Raw genomic sequence first — 15,565 nt, forward strand, 5'->3', positions numbered from 1 at the left:
AACATTTTTATAAAATATGAGACAAGCAAATCTATTTATGATGTCGGCAGCAATGTTGTTAGCTGCCTGCGGCGGAACAAAAGACGCGGGCAAAACGGATCAGGTGCTTATCGAAAAATCCGATATTAAGATCGAAGGGAAGCGTATGACGCCTGAAGCCCTTTGGGCAATGGGACGTATCGGAGGACTGGCGGTATCGCCCGACGGAAAGAAAATTGCGTATACAGTAGCATACTACAGTGTACCGGAGAACAAGAGTAATCGCGAAGTTTTCGTCATGAACGCGGACGGCAGCGATAATCGGCAAATCACCCGCACTCCTTATCAGGAGAATGAGGTGACCTGGATAAAAGGAGGAACGAAGCTGGCTTTCCTGAGCAACGACAACGGAAGCAGCCAACTATACGAAATGAATCCGGACGGTAGCGGTCGTAAACAACTGACCAACTACGACGGTGACATCGAGGGTTATTCTATCTCACCGGACGGCAAGAAACTGCTGTTCATCTCGCAAGTGAAAACCAAAGAAAGCACTGCCGATAAATATCCGGATCTGCCGAAAGCTACAGGTATTATTGTCACCGACCTGATGTATAAGCACTGGGATGAATGGGTGACAACTGCTCCGCATCCTTTCGTGGCTGACTTTGACGGTAATGGTATTTCCAATATCGTGGATATACTGGAAGGAGAACCATACGAAAGTCCGATGAAACCTTGGGGCGGCATTGAGCAGCTGGCATGGAATACGACTTCGGACAAAGTGGCTTATACCTGTCGCAAGAAAACAGGGCTGGAATATGCTGTTTCTACCAATTCGGATATTTATGTGTATGATCTGAATACAAAGAAAACGGATAATATCACCGAAGAAAACAAGGGGTATGACACCAATCCGCAATACTCTCCGGATGGCAAGTACATTGCATGGCAAAGCATGGAGCGCGATGGATATGAAGCTGATCTGAACCGTTTGTTTATCATGAATCTGGAAACCGGAGAGAAACGTTTTGTCAGCAAAGCATTTGAGTCTAATGTGGATGCGTTTGTCTGGGGCAACGATGCCAAGACCATCTATTTTACAGGTGTATGGCATGGAGAAACTCAGATTTATTCTCTTGACCTGACGAATGATTCTGTAAAGGCGATTACTTCGGGTATGTATGATTATGAAGGGGTAGCACTCTTCGGCGACAAACTGATTGCCAAACGCCACTCAATGAGTATGGGTGATGAGATCTATACGGTAGCATTGGATGGTTCTGCCACTCAACTGACGCAGGAGAACAAGGATATTTATGATCAGCTGGAAATGGGTAAGGTAGAAGGTCGCTGGATGAAAACGACGGATGGCAAGGATATGTTGACATGGGTGATCTATCCTCCCCAATTCGATCCGAACAAGAAATATCCGACATTGCTGTTCTGTGAAGGTGGTCCTCAAAGTCCGGTAAGCCAGTTCTGGTCTTATCGCTGGAACTTCCAGATTATGGCTGCCAACGACTATATCATTGTAGCCCCGAACCGTCGCGGATTACCGGGATTCGGAGTGGAATGGAACGAACAGATCAGTGGTGATTATGGTGGTCAGTGTATGAAAGACTATTTCACTGCTATCGACGAGATGGCAAAAGAATCGTATGTAGATAAAGATCGTCTGGGATGTGTGGGCGCTAGTTTCGGAGGATTCTCCGTATATTGGTTAGCCGGTCATCACGACAAACGTTTCAAGGCATTTATCGCTCATGACGGAATCTTCAATATGGAAATGCAGTATCTGGAAACAGAAGAGAAATGGTTTGCCAACTGGGATATGGGCGGCGCGTACTGGGAAAAACAGAATCCGATAGCACAACGTACTTTCGTCAACTCCCCTCACCTCTTCGTGGAAAAATGGGATACTCCGATTCTCTGTATTCATGGAGAAAAAGATTTCCGTATTTTGGCTAACCAGGCTATGGCCGCATTTGATGCCGCTGTAATGCGTGGTGTACCTGCAGAGTTGCTAATTTATCCGGACGAGAACCACTGGGTACTGAAACCGCAGAATGGTGTCTTGTGGCAACGCACTTTCTTTGAGTGGCTGGATAAGTGGCTGAAGACTCCTGCAAAATAAATCTTTGATATTAGACAAATAATGAAGGCTCTGTTCTCAAATCAAATTGAGTTCAGAGCCTTCTGCATTACATCTAAAATCCGCTAGATTTTACTCATGATATATATTTTCGATTGCTATTATATACTTAGATAAGGTCTATGATTCAATCTAGACCTGTTTCATAATCCTTTTCAAATAGCTCAATCGGAGCCTCCATTAAAACAGTTTTTTCAGCACCTTTTTCGTCTGATAAATCAATTAATCCCATTTTTTGCTCCCTTAATTGTTCTCCAGTCCATCTGCCTTTTAAATGGTATTCTTCCCCTTTATTTACGGCCTTCAGTACCAAATAAAAAGTTAAGGTACATCGATATCCACATTCTTGTTTTGTTAACTCATAAGTTGAATAGGGAGGTATCTCATACTTTACATTTCCAATAGAACGTGATCCATTCTTTACTTTTAATGTTTCTCCAAAAATCAACGGAGTCTTCGCACCCGTTCCGTCTATAAAAAGCTTACCTCCAGCATCAATGAAAGGAACAGGAATCTTCAAATCCGCTAAATTTTCAGCATTAACAGGCAAAGAACCTTCAGTCAATACAAATAAAGAGTTCTCTTCCTCTTCCACATCCCATGCATACATCATTGGAAGAGGTTCATCTTTATCATTTACTTTATGTTGCAAGACTACTACAGGATATTCAACCCGCTCTACTACATCCGTTTCCTCCTGCACAAACTTATAGGAAACAACCTCTAATATCGCCGGAGCATTGGATGGAGAAGAAGACACATCATCCGAATCACTACTACAAGCTGCGAGTGCAGCACAGATACCTGCAAGAAAGAACATTTTTGTTTTCATAACGCTTAGTTTTAGTTGTGTTACAATAGTTTAGTTTAGGGCAAATGTATAATATTTATATCACTTATCAAAGCTTTACCGATAAAAAATAAAAAAAGGGAGAATTAATCTCCCTCCCAAATATTTTCGATTTCTACTATATACATTTTATGAAAACCTCCATGAGCATCATCATACCATTTTTCCAAGGACTCTTTATCCAGGAAACACTCAGGTTTAATGTTATCCGCATACAGTTTTCTTCCTTCCAGACTTAGACGGGCTTGTTCGAAAAGCACATTCCCCTGTTCTGTGAAGATCGGCTTCAATCCGGTTGCTTTCACCTTATCTGTATCACGACCGGACTTTGAGCCACAGACCGCATGAATCTTTTTATTTGCTTCGCCCAAAAAAGAAAGTGTCAGATAATCACTTTTCTCGATAAACTCATACGTATATCGTTCGGGGCGGACAAAAACAAAAGCAACGGGCTTATTCCAAAGCCAGCCAATGCCACCCCAGCTGGCAGTCATTGTATTAAATTTCTCTTTGGTGCCGGCAGTAACCAACATCCATTCTTTGCCAATCGCCTCAAAGAAATTTTCTTTCAGGTCTTTTACTTCTAACTTCTTCATCTCTCAGTTTATTTTATAATTACTTTCTTTTATTTAGTTTTACGATTTCTCCCAAATAAGGGATTTCCACACGAATCTTTCTTTTCTTTGCTTCTGCCGCAAATACTTTAGGCGGATCATGCAAGGGTTCATCAGACAAATCAAATGTACCGTAGTGCATCGGAATAGTTATTCCTGCGTGCATCTCTTCGGAGGCAGTCAGTGATTCATAAGGGGAAATATGATTGGGACGCATGAACCAACGGGGTTTATATGCACCGATACCCAACAAGGCATAGTCCGGAGCTCCGAACAGATCCGGGATTTCCCTAAAATGGGTAGAATACCCTGTGTCTCCGCTATAATAGAGAGAAACACCATTCCCCTGCAGCATGAAAGCTCCCCACAATCGCTGCCCTCCATCACGTACGGAGCGTTTGCTCCAATGCTGTGCCGGCAAGAAAGTTATTTTCAGCCCTTCATCTTCCAGTTGCTGATACCAGCCGGCCTCGATCACTCTCATTTCCGGAAACCAGCTCTTTATCAGTTCTCCGGTTCCCAAACCGCAAAACAATTTCATCTGCGGATTATTATTCAGCAAACGGGTGATACTTTGCTTATCCAAATGATCAAAATGGTCATGACTGATAAGCAGGTAATCAATTTCTGTAAAAATGTCGGGATTGGCAGGAAACTCACTCTGTCTTTTCACAAAAGGGATATTGCCGAAAACCGGATCGAACATGATTCTTTTACCTGCCAGCTGAAGGAAGAAGGAATTATGTCCCAGCCATATTAAAGAATCTCCCACCACAGCATCCAGCGAACGAAGATAACAGACTTTCGGGTCCCACTTCACCGTTTTCTTTTCTTTCCGCTGAGGATTGGGGGACAACCGCCATTTCAACACACTTCCCATACCGGGACGGAAACGGTGCTGCCTGTTAAAAAAACGTCCGCGTACCATCGGATTTCCTCTCCAATAAGGATTGACGGTAGCCAAACGTTCGTTTCTCCTGAAACATATATGTTCACCCATTTTCTTTATCTATTGAATAAGTCCTCACAAACTTAATTAAAAATCTCGATTTACAAAGAAGGACAAACAAAAAATGTACCCCGGACACACTATCGGGGCACATTTCTCAGAAAAAGAATAAATATTATTCTTTTTTAATAGAACGATCTTATATTAAAAGCAATGCAGTCCATACAACGGCAACTGCCATCCGAGAGCTGACAAATTGATAATCACGATGACCAGTCCCAATACCCATAGGATAAACAGAGACCATTTCAAGCCGGTCCCCATCGGTGACCAATGGAACAACTGGCGCATTATGGTGTACAGAAAAGCTCCTAATGGAATGGCAATGAGTGCAATTCCTGAAATGGTGCCAAGCAATGTCATCACAGGAGATATGGTAGCTATGGGCGTCCAGTCAATAGCCGGAAGCATTTCATAAAGCAGAGCTCCGCCGCCAACAAGCGCAGCAATCACCGCAAACACAAGAGCTACTATCACCACAGCGAGCACGAACAATACCGGACAGCAAATGATGACAAGAGCTACCAGGAATATCTTAAGAATGATAGCGGCGATCGTCACAAATACATCTCCTACTTTCTGCAGAAAGGTACGCGGTTTGTCCGAGTTCACAAAGTTATTGACCCCGTCGGCAACCCGTTCAAATCCGTCCGTCACCGTTTTGCCTATATTTTCTATGGTTACCGCTTCGCCACGCATACTCAGCTTCTCAGCTGCCGTACGTGCTTCGGGAATGATAATCCATCCTATAATATAAAGGATAATCATTGGGCAATAGGGAACAAACAATAATACGATCATCAGGATACGCACCAGCGTGATATCCCAGTCAAAATAAGCTGCCAGCCCGGAAGCTACTCCTCCAAGCAACTTATTATCCGGATCACGGAACAGGCGACGGGCTGTAGTGGTCCGTGTATATCCCTGACCGGAAGAAGCTGTCTGTTCCTTCTTATGCGGTTCGGATTCGTCATCAGATACACCAAAATCTTCCGGCTTGCCTACCCGGGCAATTATTTCTTCCACATCGGCAATGGTAATGACTTGCTTTCCTGCGGACACTTTCTCGGCAAACAGCTCGGCAATACGAATCTCGATATCATTCACAATCTCTTCCGCCCCCTCCTGTTTGCGAAAAAAATGTTTCAGGTTGGCCAGATAGTCGTCCAGCAAGCGGTAGGCATCATCATCTATATGATAGACAGTTCCTCCCAAATTTACAGTCAATGTTTTTTTCATTATTATTTCTTCTTTATCGAATTATCTACTAGCAATATGATTCACGGTTTCGTTCAGTTCCTTCCAGGATATCTCAAGCTCGCCTAAAAAGGCCTCTCCTTTTTCTGTGAGCTTATAATACTTGCGAGGAGGTCCCTGCGTGGATTCTACCCATTCATAACTCAACAAATCGTCATTCTTCAAACGTGTCAGCAATGGATATAAGGTACCTTCCACCACAATCAGCTGCGCCTCTTTCAACTTCTGAATAATATCAGAAGCATAAGCCGGCTCTTTGTGCAGTAAAAGCATGATGCAATACTCTAACATGCCTTTTCTCATCTGAGATTTTACATTGTCTACATTCATTGTTATTTTTCTTTTTGACAGGACAAATATAGGCATTACTTTAGTACCTTGCATTGCAAAGTACTATAATTTAATAATAATTAATTCATTAAGAAGTTTTCTCCTTATTATAAAAAGAAATAATAGCTATATTTGCAGCTCATAAAACCACAAAAAAGAAAATACGTATGTTTACTATTCGAAAAGCAGGGATAGATGATTGCGGTCTGATCAACCAAATGGCCGGTGAAGTATTTCCCGCCACTTACCAAGAGATCTTATCTCCCGAACAACTGGACTATATGATGGACTGGATGTACTCTCCCGAAAATATCCGGAAACAAATGGAAGAAGAAGGTCATGTTTATTTTATTGCGTATGAAGGGGATGAGCCCTGTGGCTATGTCTCCGTACAGCAACAGGAAGAGAATGTATTCCATCTGCAGAAAATCTATGTCCTCCCCCATTTTCAAGGCGCACACTGCGGTAGTTTTTTATTCAGAGAGGCTGTCAGATATATCAAGGAGGTGCATCCGGAACCTTGCTTAATGGAGCTTAACGTGAACCGTAACAACAAGGCTTTGCTGTTCTATGAACGGATGGGTATGAGAAAATTGCGGGAAGGGGATTTTCCGATTGGCAACGGGTACTATATGAATGATTATATCATGGGACTGGATATCTGAAAAGTAAGGTAACCATATACAAAATGCCCCGGAACAGATTGTTACTCAATCAATGTTCCGGGGCATTCGTTTATTTATTACCAAGCGGGCTTATTTCGCTACGCGTTCCAGCCATTTCAGCATGAAGATCATGGTAAACATTGAAATAGTACAAGCTACCACAAACACTGTCCATGTCATCCAGATAGGAATGGATTCATACAAAATAGCACCGATCACCAACAGCTGATTGCCAAGTGCAGTTGCACCTAACCATCCTCCCTGCATAATACCCTGATATTTCGGAGGAGCTACTTTAGACACAAATGAAATTCCCAACGGAGAAATATACAACTCAGCTACCGTCAAAATCAGATAAGTCAGCATCAACAAGAACGGAGTCACTTTCACCGGTGAAGTTCCTACAGCGATAATGTCCTTATGCAAAGGCAGATTGGCAAAATAAGAACCGACAGCCATTACGATAAAGGCCAATGCGGCAATACCCATACCAATTGCAATCTTCTTAGGAGTAGAAGGCTCTTTTCCACGTCTGCGCTGGCTGGCAAAGATTGCCATAATCACAGGAGTCAGGAAAACAACAAAGAACGGATTCAACGACTGGAATAACTCAGCGGAAATAGGCATACCAAACAAGTTAAGGTCAGTGTATTCCTTTGCAAAGTAAGTCAAAGTCAAACCATTCTGATGGAAAGAAAACCAGAAGAAGATAACAACTCCGAACACTGCGAACAGGGCATACATACGTTGTTTTACTTCCTGAGTACTCATTTCTACAGTAGCCGAAGATGCTGAAGACGCAGCAGCTTTCTTGCTGGGATCGGGGAAGTTTCTCTTATTCAGCAAATAGATAGTCAAAGAAATGACCATAGCAATGATAGCTACTCCAAATGCATAATGGAAACCTGTAGTAAAGACGTTCAGGTAATCGGATGCAAAAGCTGTATAATCCTGTACCGGAGCGTTGGAAGCTTTCTCTACCAACGTATGATAAGTTTCAGTAGCTTCGGGCGACAAAGTACCAGCCAAATGACCGTGACATAATGCAGGAAGATCAGCATCGTAATTATAACCGAAAGTAGACAACCACCAGTTACGTACACCTACTGCTGCAAACGGAGCAAAGATTGCACCGATATTAATGAACATATAAAACAAGGAGAAACCGGAGTCACGCATGCTGGCGTATTGAGGATTATCGTACATCTGCCCTACCAGAGCTTGCAGATTTCCTTTAAATAATCCGTTACCAAATGCAATCACAAACAAGCTGGCGCAAGTAATGACCAGATAAAAGGTCTGATTGTCTACTGGAGTCTTGGATGGAATAGCCAACAACAAGTATCCCACTGCCATCAGCACAATTCCCGTGAAAATAGTTCCTTTGTAGTTTCGTGTCTTATCGGCGATAATACCTCCAACCAAAGCAAGAATGTAAATGGAAAAATAGAAAGTTGAATAGATAAATCCCGCTTCTTTTCCATTCATTCCAAACTTAGCTTGCAAGAAAAGCACGAGGATCGCCATCATTGTATAGAAGCCAAAGCGTTCACCTAGATTGGCTAAAGCGGCTGCTATCAGTCCTTTAGGGTGTTTGTCAAACATAGATATAAATTTATTAATTAATGATTGATAATTTTTCTAATGACATATATTCTGCAAATATATACTTTTTTGGATTTATTCCTCAAACAAACGGCAAATTTCTGCCCTCGATTCACGGATTAAATCATCCGGTGCAAGCTTTATCTGCAGCCCCCGTACACCGGCACTTACATAAATATACGGAAATTGCCGGCAAGTTTCATGAATATAAGTAGGAAAATGTTTCTTCATGCCAATAGGTGAGCAGCCGCCCCGGATATATCCCGTCAGCGGAAGAAGTTCTTTCACCGGTATCAGATCACACTTTTTATTGCCGGAAGCCTTTGCTGCCAGCTTCAGATCGACTTCGTGCTCACCCGGAATGACGCAAACAAAATAACCGCTTTTGTCACCATGAAGAACCAGTGTCTTAAATACCTGTTCTATATTCTCGCCTAAGTTGGCAGCTACATGAATGGCACTCAGATCGTTTTCGTCAACTTCATAAGGAATCAGTTCATAAGCTATTTTAGCTTTATCCAGCAGACGCGCCGCATTCGTTTTATTGATTTTCATCTTGTTGTTTCTTTTTAGTAAGCCGACACTTATACTTCAATATTAAAGTCCTAATTCCTCGCGAAGAAACTTAGGAGTATAACCTTTCTGGCTCTTCGCAACCTCTTCCGGTGTCCCGTAGCTAAGGAGTACTCCCCCGCCCTTACCACCTTCAGGCCCCATGTCGATGATATAATCCGCCATCTTGATAACGTCCAGGTTATGTTCGATTACAATGACGGTATTACCTTTGTCCACCAACTTATTAAGTACCCCCATCAATACACGGATATCCTCAAAGTGAAGTCCGGTAGTCGGTTCGTCAAGAATGTAAAGTGTTTTACCGGTATCGCGTTTGGACAATTCTGTCGCCAGTTTTACACGCTGGCTCTCTCCACCGGAAAGCGTAGTAGATGACTGGCCCAATTTGATATAGCCTAATCCGACGTCTTGCAGAACCTTAATTTTATTCAGAATCTGTGGCACATTCTCAAAGAATTCGACAGCACGGTTTATAGTCATATCAAGCACATCAGCGATAGACTTTCCTTTGAAACGTACTTCAAGCGTTTCGCGATTATACCGCTTGCCGTGACAAACCTCACAAGGCACATACACATCTGGCAAGAAGTTCATTTCAATCGTCTTGTATCCATTTCCGGTACAGGCTTCACAACGACCGCCCGATACATTAAAAGAGAAGCGTCCGGGCTTGTAACCGCGAATCTTAGCTTCCGGAAGGCTTACGAACAAGTTACGGATATCGGAAAATACACCTGTATAAGTGGCCGGATTGGAACGGGGGGTACGACCAATCGGAGATTGATCCACGTCCACTACCTTATCTATGTTTTCCAGTCCTTCAATAGAATCGTATTCCAGAGGGTCTTGCAAAGAGCGATAGAATTTCTGTGAAAGAATCGGCTGCAAAGTCTCATTAATCAACGTCGATTTACCACTTCCGGATACTCCGGTCACACAAATCAACTTCCCTAACGGAAATTCAACATCTACATTTTTCAGATTATTTCCCTTCGCTCCTTTCAGCCAGATAGATTTTCCATTTCCTTTTCTTCGCTTGGCGGGTACTTCTATTTTCATCTCTCCGTTCAGATACTGCGAAGTCATCGTTTCGGTTTGAAGCATTTCTGACGGGGTTCCCGAGAAGACTACCTCCCCACCCAGACGACCGGCTTTAGGCCCCATATCAATCACATAATCGGCAGCCAGCATCATATCTTTATCGTGTTCAACAACGATAACCGAGTTTCCCATATCACGAAGCTCTTTCAACGAGCGGATCAAACGCAGATTGTCACGCTGGTGCAACCCGATACTCGGTTCATCCAAAATATAAAGCACATTCACCAATTGCGAGCCGATCTGTGTAGCCAGACGAATACGCTGACTTTCACCACCGGACAGGCTGACCGAGCTACGGTTCAATGCCAAATAATCCAATCCTACATCCAACAAGAATTTCAAACGCGTACGAATTTCTTTCAGAATCTCGGCTGCGATTTTCTTTTGTTTATCGGACAGAAATTGATCTACGTTCATCAACCAGTCATATAGCTCATTGATGTCCATATTGGCCAAGTCATTGATGTTCTTGTCATGAATACGGAAGTGCAATGCTTCTTTATTCAACCGGGCACCTTTACATTCCGGACAAACAGTGGTACGGGCAAACTGCTCCGCCCACTTCTGCGCGGTAGCAGAAGCATCCTTTTCCTGAAGCATCTGGATATATTTTACGACTCCTTCATAGGTTACAAAGTAATCGGAAGAAGTTCCTATCAGCGAACTCTTGATCTTGATCCGGTCATCCGAACCATATAATATTTCTTCAACCGCATCATCCGACAATTCCTTCACCGGAGTTTTTAAAGTAGCTTCATACTTCTCCAGCAAAGCACCGATCTGCCAGAAAATCATGGCATTCTTGTATTTTCCCAAAGGTGCTATCGCTCCTTCATAGATGGAAAGTTCACGGTCGGGAATCACTTTATCAACATCAATCTGATTGACCACGCCTAATCCTTTACATTTCGGGCACGCTCCCTGCGGAGAGTTGAACGAGAAGTTATGAGGAGCCGGTTCCCGATAAGACAGTCCGGTAACCGGACACATCAGGCGTTTACTGTAATGACGGACACTTTCTGTCTGCGCATCAAGAATCATCAATAAACCATCACCTTGGCGCATAGCAGTTGCCACGCTCTGTTTCAGCCGTTTATCATCTTTCTCAGCTACTATCAGTTTATCAATGACTACCTCAATATCATGATTCTTGTAACGATCGAGTTTCATGCCGTGTGTCACTTCACGCAGTTCGCCGTCTATCCGTACATAGAGATATCCTTTCTTTCGCACCTGTTCGAAAAGTTCTTTGTAATGTCCCTTACGCGAACGAACCAAGGGTGCGAGCAAGTATATTTTCTTTCCTTTATAATCTTTCAGGATTAAATCCAGAATCTGTTCTTCCGTATATTTCACCATCTCCTCTCCTGACAGGTATGAATAAGCAATACCTGCACGGGCATAGAGCAGACGAAGATAATCGTATATTTCCGTTGTTGTTCCCACGGTAGAACGGGGATTTTTATTCGTAGTTTTCTGTTCGATAGAGATAACCGGACTCAGCCCTGTTATTTTATCGACATCCGGACGTTCCAGATTCCCCAAAAAGTTGCGGGCATAGGCCGAAAAAGTCTCGATATAGCGGCGCTGTCCCTCGGCAAATATCGTATCGAAAGCCAAGGAAGATTTACCACTACCACTCAATCCGGTAATCACTGTCAAACTGTTACGGGGAATTTCAGCATCAATATCTTTCAAATTGTGCACACGGGCACCATACACATTAATATATTCTGTTTCTTGCATATTCATATCCTTCATAAACGGTACAAAATTAATGTTTCCGACTGAAATATGCTCCTAAAAAAGCACAATATTATTTTCTTAACTCAAATCTTATGAAGATATAGGGCATTATTCGTACCTTTGTTCCTTGATTTCAAGAACCAATAGTTATAAATTGATGAAACCGATAAGCCGAATATTCTTATTTTTGCTTTTTATAAGCGCCTCATACGCTATTAGTTATGCACAAGAGAACCAATCTTATTTCTTGCATACCATCGAAAAAGGACAGAGTTTATACTCCATTGCCAAGATGTATAATGTCACAACAAACGACATCATACGTCTGAATCCCGGATGTGATGAGAAAATTTATGCCGGACAAGCCATAAAAATCCCTAAAGGAAAAGAAAGCCAGAAAGGGGAAACCTTCCATACGATTCAAGCCGGAGAAACTTTATACAAACTGACTACCATTTATAATATATCTGCAAAAGCCATTTGTGAAGCCAATCCGGGATTAAGCGCCGAAAACTTCCGTATCGGTCAGGTTATTCTCATTCCGTTGGAACAAGAGCAGGAAACGGGAACTGCACAAGCACCGGCTGAAAAACCTGCTATACAGGGACCTGTACAATCCAGATGCAAAGATATGCATAAGGTAAAACGCAAAGAAACCGTATTCAGCGTAAGCCGCGAATATGGAATCAGCGAACAGGAATTGATTGCAGCCAATCCCGAACTGAAAAAGGGAATGAAAAAGGGACAATATCTCTGTATCCCCTATCCCAGTGCAACCACCATGCAACCGACAACTCCCAAAGAGGATCCGTACGCTATCCCCCCCAGTAACAATGAACTTTTCCGCAAGAGCAAAGAAGCCCCTCAGGCAATCTCTACTATTAAAGCGGCCCTGCTATTGCCTTTCCAGGAAGACAAACGTATGGTGGAATACTACGAAGGTTTCCTGATGGCGGTAGACAGTCTGAAACGTACGGGTACTTCTATTGATCTGTATGTATATGACTGTGGAAAAGATGTTTCTACATTAAATACTATTCTGGCGAAAAATGAGATGAAGAACATGAATGTCATTTTCGGTCCGATGCACCAGCAACAGATCAAACCTTTATCTACTTTTGCAGAAAAGAATGATATACGACTGGTGATTCCTTTCTCTTCAAAAGGGGAAGAGGTATTTAATAATCCTGCCATCTACCAAATTAATACTCCGCAATCCTATTTATATTCGGAAGTATACGAACACTTTACCCGTCAATTCCCCAATGCCCATGTTATCTTTATTGAGCCAACCAGCGAAGATAAAGAAAAAGCCGAGTTTATCAGCGGCATGAAACAAGAACTAAAGAGCAAGGGAATATCAATGAAAACCGTCAATGAGAACGCAACCAAAGATATGCTGAAGGAAGCTCTCCGCTCTGACAAAGACAATATTTTCATTCCGACTTCCGGCAAAAATGTCATGTTAATCAAGGTTCTTCCTCAACTGATTCTACTGGTCAGAGATACTCCGGAGCAGAATATTCATCTGTTCGGTTATCCCGAATGGCAGACATATACCCGGGATCACTTGGAAAGTTTCTTTGAACTGGATACCTATTTCTATTCATCGTTCTACACAAATACATTGTTTCCGGCTGCCATACAGTTCACCAACAATTATCACAAATGGTATAGCAAGGACTTGGTGAGTAAATTTCCAAGCTACGGAATGCTTGGTTTCGACACAGGCTTCTTCTTCCTGAAAGGCTTGTCACGCTATGGCTCGGAACTGGAAAACAATTTGCCGAAAATGAATCTGACTCCGATACAGACAGGATTCAAATTCGAACGTGTCAATAACTGGGGAGGATTCATTAATAAGAAAGTATTCTTTATCCGCTTCACGAAGAATTTTGAATTAGTAAAACTTGACTTCGAATAACACGAAAATGACAAAGATAAAATCACTTCTGATTGCCGCTTCCCTGATGATGGGATTTGCGCTTCCTGCCACCGCACAGATTGGCGAACCACGCCAGAACTTTTCTGTCGGATTTAATGGAGGTGTCAACTTAAACAGTGCTTCATTCACTCCTAAAATCAAACAGAACTCATTGATGGGTATTACCGGAGGTTTGACGGCACGCTACATTTCCGAAAAGTATTTTGCAATGATCTGTGGTGCGCAAGTAGAGTTAAATATCTCACAGCGCGGCTGGGATGAGTTATTCGAAATCATGGATGAAAATGGGCAGACCGTAGAAGATCCTACCCGCAAGTACACCCGAAAGATGACCTATCTCGACATTCCCTTCCTCGCCCACTTGGCTTTCGGCAATGAAAAAGGACTGCAGTTCTTTATCAATGCAGGTCCTCAGATCGGCCTTCTGATCGGTGAATCTGAAAGCATGGAGAATATAGATATGAACACCCTGACAAACACACAAAAAGCTGTTTACGGGGATAAAATCCAAAACAAATTCGATTATGGTATAGCCGGAGGCGGCGGAATAGAATTCAGAACAAAGAAAGCCGGTAGTTTTCTGCTCGAAGGACGCTATTATTTTGCTCTGTCAGACTTTTACAGCACAACGAAGAAAGACTATTTCTCCCGTGCGGCTCATGGCACAATTACAGTGAAGCTTACTTATCTATTCGATTTAAAGAAATAAGAAGCAGTACCCAAAAAGATCAGGCGCGAATCTCGCTCGAACCTACGGTTTATATTTCCGTGAGTCTGCGAAATTCGCGCCTGTTTTATTCTATCAGGAACTCCCAATGCGAGAGTTTCCCGCATCCTTATCGAAGTCTGTCTGCAGCCTTTACCATCACCTCGTCACGTCCGATAGCACGAATAGCCAACACATTCAGGACGATAGCCACCAATGGTAAGCAAAGCGCCCAACCAATACGGAACAGATTGGCATCGCTCTTCAATGCAAAATAGAAAGCAATGAAGGCAATATAATAGCCCACCAGCAACAAGCTATTGAAGATTGACATACGAATCTGCAACATTCGGTTCTTATACAGAAAAATAGTCGCAAAAGCTACCAGAGCGCTCAGCATCAGAATGCCAAATATCCCCCAAGTAGACTGGAAAATTCCATTCACGTCTATCCCCAGTGCTTTAAAAGGATGTTCTCCTGTAGTGTCAATAAAATATCCCATCGGTAAACACATTGCTGTAATCAGCAACCCTGTTACAATCAATAAGTAAAAACTTTGAATTCGCTGAATCATAAGTATTCTATAGTAGTTAAGTTAAACAATAATAGCCAAGCAATAAGGAATAGGAAAATGCTTCCCGCTTACTACTTGACTATCAATTCTTTCGTTAGAAAATAAATTACTGAAGTTTTTCTTTCTCCTTAGCCGGATTTCTATAATAAATTTTCCCTTCGATGTATTCCTGTGTAGCAATCAAGTCAGGTTTCGGCAATTTCTCATAATAACGAGAAATTTCGATCTGTTCTCTATTCTCGAATACTTCTTCCAAATTATCGTTGTAAGAAGCAAACTCTGCTAGTTTCTTAGAAAGATCGTTTTTAATTTCCACACTAATCTGGTTAGCACGCTTACCAATAATGGCAACAGTTTCATAAACATTCCCTGTGTCAGCACAGAGTTCCATCATGTCACGGGTTACCGTCGTAGCGGGAGCGTTCGTTTTTTTGTAGTCCATAAATCTATTTA

At 42.5% G+C, this 15,565-nt stretch carries 14 protein-coding genes; 4 read left to right on the forward strand and 10 right to left on the reverse strand.

Annotated elements, in window-relative coordinates; genetic code table 11:
• Positions 1-16: 16 nt before the first annotated feature.
• The gene (dpp5, locus tag ACHLI0_RS03815) at positions 17-2,116 is read left to right on the forward strand and encodes a dipeptidyl-peptidase Dpp5 (protein ID WP_490748481.1); all 2,100 of its coding nucleotides are present in this window, start codon (positions 17-19) and stop codon (positions 2,114-2,116) included.
• A 145-nt stretch (positions 2,117-2,261) separates the two neighbouring features.
• On the opposite strand, the gene ACHLI0_RS03820 is transcribed toward dpp5, so the two are convergent.
• The 5 genes from ACHLI0_RS03820 to ACHLI0_RS03840 all read right to left on the reverse strand — a co-directional run bounded on the left by ACHLI0_RS03820 (position 2,262) and on the right by ACHLI0_RS03840 (position 6,194).
• Positions 2,262-2,966: a hypothetical protein gene (locus ACHLI0_RS03820; RefSeq protein ID WP_181981975.1), complete on the reverse strand. Its 705-nt coding sequence runs from the start codon at positions 2,964-2,966 to the stop codon at positions 2,262-2,264.
• Positions 2,967-3,070: 104 nt separating this feature from the next.
• Positions 3,071-3,580, reverse strand: a complete 510-nt coding sequence (locus tag ACHLI0_RS03825; RefSeq protein WP_054960023.1) for a flavin reductase — start codon at positions 3,578-3,580, stop codon at positions 3,071-3,073.
• Positions 3,581-3,599: 19 nt separating this feature from the next.
• Positions 3,600-4,598, reverse strand: coding sequence for an MBL fold metallo-hydrolase (locus tag ACHLI0_RS03830; protein WP_055218298.1), 999 nt, complete (start codon positions 4,596-4,598; stop codon positions 3,600-3,602).
• Positions 4,599-4,751: 153 nt separating this feature from the next.
• Positions 4,752-5,846 carry a PspC domain-containing protein gene (locus ACHLI0_RS03835; RefSeq protein WP_022471437.1) on the reverse strand — a complete coding sequence of 365 codons (1,095 nt, stop codon included), beginning with the start codon at positions 5,844-5,846 and terminating at the stop codon, positions 4,752-4,754.
• Between the two features lie 21 nt (positions 5,847-5,867).
• On the reverse strand, positions 5,868-6,194 hold the full coding sequence (locus tag ACHLI0_RS03840) for a PadR family transcriptional regulator (RefSeq protein ID WP_032813353.1): 327 nt from the start codon (positions 6,192-6,194) through the stop codon (positions 5,868-5,870).
• Positions 6,195-6,361: 167 nt separating this feature from the next.
• Between ACHLI0_RS03840 and ACHLI0_RS03845 the strand changes: the two genes are divergently transcribed.
• Positions 6,362-6,859 (forward strand): GNAT family N-acetyltransferase, encoded by a 498-nt coding sequence (locus ACHLI0_RS03845; RefSeq protein ID WP_250698744.1) that lies wholly within the window; start codon positions 6,362-6,364, stop codon positions 6,857-6,859.
• 90 nt (positions 6,860-6,949) lie between these two features.
• Here the strand turns inward: ACHLI0_RS03845 and ACHLI0_RS03850 are convergent, their stop codons facing one another.
• The 3 genes from ACHLI0_RS03850 to uvrA all read right to left on the reverse strand — a co-directional run bounded on the left by ACHLI0_RS03850 (position 6,950) and on the right by uvrA (position 11,887).
• Entirely contained in the window at positions 6,950-8,464 is a 1,515-nt protein-coding gene (locus tag ACHLI0_RS03850; protein ID WP_117980027.1) for a peptide MFS transporter, read from the reverse strand.
• A gap of 75 nt (positions 8,465-8,539) precedes the next feature.
• Positions 8,540-9,019, reverse strand: a complete 480-nt coding sequence (ybaK, locus tag ACHLI0_RS03855; RefSeq protein ID WP_490748486.1) for a Cys-tRNA(Pro) deacylase — start codon at positions 9,017-9,019, stop codon at positions 8,540-8,542.
• 42 nt (positions 9,020-9,061) lie between these two features.
• A complete protein-coding gene (uvrA, locus tag ACHLI0_RS03860) occupies positions 9,062-11,887 on the reverse strand; it encodes an excinuclease ABC subunit UvrA (RefSeq protein ID WP_032813763.1) in 2,826 nt (941 codons plus the stop codon).
• A 157-nt stretch (positions 11,888-12,044) separates the two neighbouring features.
• Between uvrA and ACHLI0_RS03865 the strand changes: the two genes are divergently transcribed.
• Both ACHLI0_RS03865 and ACHLI0_RS03870 read left to right on the forward strand, forming a co-directional pair.
• A complete protein-coding gene (locus tag ACHLI0_RS03865) occupies positions 12,045-13,811 on the forward strand; it encodes a LysM peptidoglycan-binding domain-containing protein (RefSeq protein ID WP_490748488.1) in 1,767 nt (588 codons plus the stop codon).
• 7 nt (positions 13,812-13,818) lie between these two features.
• Positions 13,819-14,541 carry a porin family protein gene (locus tag ACHLI0_RS03870; RefSeq protein WP_055218619.1) on the forward strand — a complete coding sequence of 241 codons (723 nt, stop codon included), beginning with the start codon at positions 13,819-13,821 and terminating at the stop codon, positions 14,539-14,541.
• A gap of 127 nt (positions 14,542-14,668) precedes the next feature.
• Here ACHLI0_RS03870 and ACHLI0_RS03875 read toward each other — a convergent pair whose 3' ends face one another.
• Both ACHLI0_RS03875 and ACHLI0_RS03880 read right to left on the reverse strand, forming a co-directional pair.
• Complete coding sequence (locus tag ACHLI0_RS03875; RefSeq protein ID WP_195591967.1) at positions 14,669-15,112, reverse strand: DUF4293 domain-containing protein; 444 nt, start codon at positions 15,110-15,112, stop codon at positions 14,669-14,671.
• A 106-nt stretch (positions 15,113-15,218) separates the two neighbouring features.
• Entirely contained in the window at positions 15,219-15,554 is a 336-nt protein-coding gene (locus tag ACHLI0_RS03880; protein ID WP_004299989.1) for a DNA-directed RNA polymerase subunit omega, read from the reverse strand.
• Between the last annotated feature and the right edge of the window lie 11 nt (positions 15,555-15,565).

It is taken from the genome of Bacteroides sp. RCH18, assembly GCF_058231005.1.

What these genes read in the sequence shown, in the direction of transcription:
- dpp5 (WP_490748481.1), top strand. Translation starts at nt 17, where the DNA reads ATGAGACAAGCAAATCTATTTATGATGTCGGCAGCAATGTTGTTAGCT.
- ACHLI0_RS03820 (WP_181981975.1), bottom strand. Translation starts at nt 2,966, where the DNA reads ATGAAAACAAAAATGTTCTTTCTTGCAGGTATCTGTGCTGCACTCGCA.
- ACHLI0_RS03825 (WP_054960023.1), bottom strand. Translation starts at nt 3,580, where the DNA reads ATGAAGAAGTTAGAAGTAAAAGACCTGAAAGAAAATTTCTTTGAGGCG.
- ACHLI0_RS03830 (WP_055218298.1), bottom strand. Translation starts at nt 4,598, where the DNA reads ATGGGTGAACATATATGTTTCAGGAGAAACGAACGTTTGGCTACCGTC.
- ACHLI0_RS03835 (WP_022471437.1), bottom strand. Translation starts at nt 5,846, where the DNA reads ATGAAAAAAACATTGACTGTAAATTTGGGAGGAACTGTCTATCATATA.
- ACHLI0_RS03840 (WP_032813353.1), bottom strand. Translation starts at nt 6,194, where the DNA reads ATGAATGTAGACAATGTAAAATCTCAGATGAGAAAAGGCATGTTAGAG.
- ACHLI0_RS03845 (WP_250698744.1), top strand. Translation starts at nt 6,362, where the DNA reads ATGTTTACTATTCGAAAAGCAGGGATAGATGATTGCGGTCTGATCAAC.
- ACHLI0_RS03850 (WP_117980027.1), bottom strand. Translation starts at nt 8,464, where the DNA reads ATGTTTGACAAACACCCTAAAGGACTGATAGCAGCCGCTTTAGCCAAT.
- ybaK (WP_490748486.1), bottom strand. Translation starts at nt 9,019, where the DNA reads ATGAAAATCAATAAAACGAATGCGGCGCGTCTGCTGGATAAAGCTAAA.
- uvrA (WP_032813763.1), bottom strand. Translation starts at nt 11,887, where the DNA reads ATGCAAGAAACAGAATATATTAATGTGTATGGTGCCCGTGTGCACAAT.
- ACHLI0_RS03865 (WP_490748488.1), top strand. Translation starts at nt 12,045, where the DNA reads ATGAAACCGATAAGCCGAATATTCTTATTTTTGCTTTTTATAAGCGCC.
- ACHLI0_RS03870 (WP_055218619.1), top strand. Translation starts at nt 13,819, where the DNA reads ATGACAAAGATAAAATCACTTCTGATTGCCGCTTCCCTGATGATGGGA.
- ACHLI0_RS03875 (WP_195591967.1), bottom strand. Translation starts at nt 15,112, where the DNA reads ATGATTCAGCGAATTCAAAGTTTTTACTTATTGATTGTAACAGGGTTG.
- ACHLI0_RS03880 (WP_004299989.1), bottom strand. Translation starts at nt 15,554, where the DNA reads ATGGACTACAAAAAAACGAACGCTCCCGCTACGACGGTAACCCGTGAC.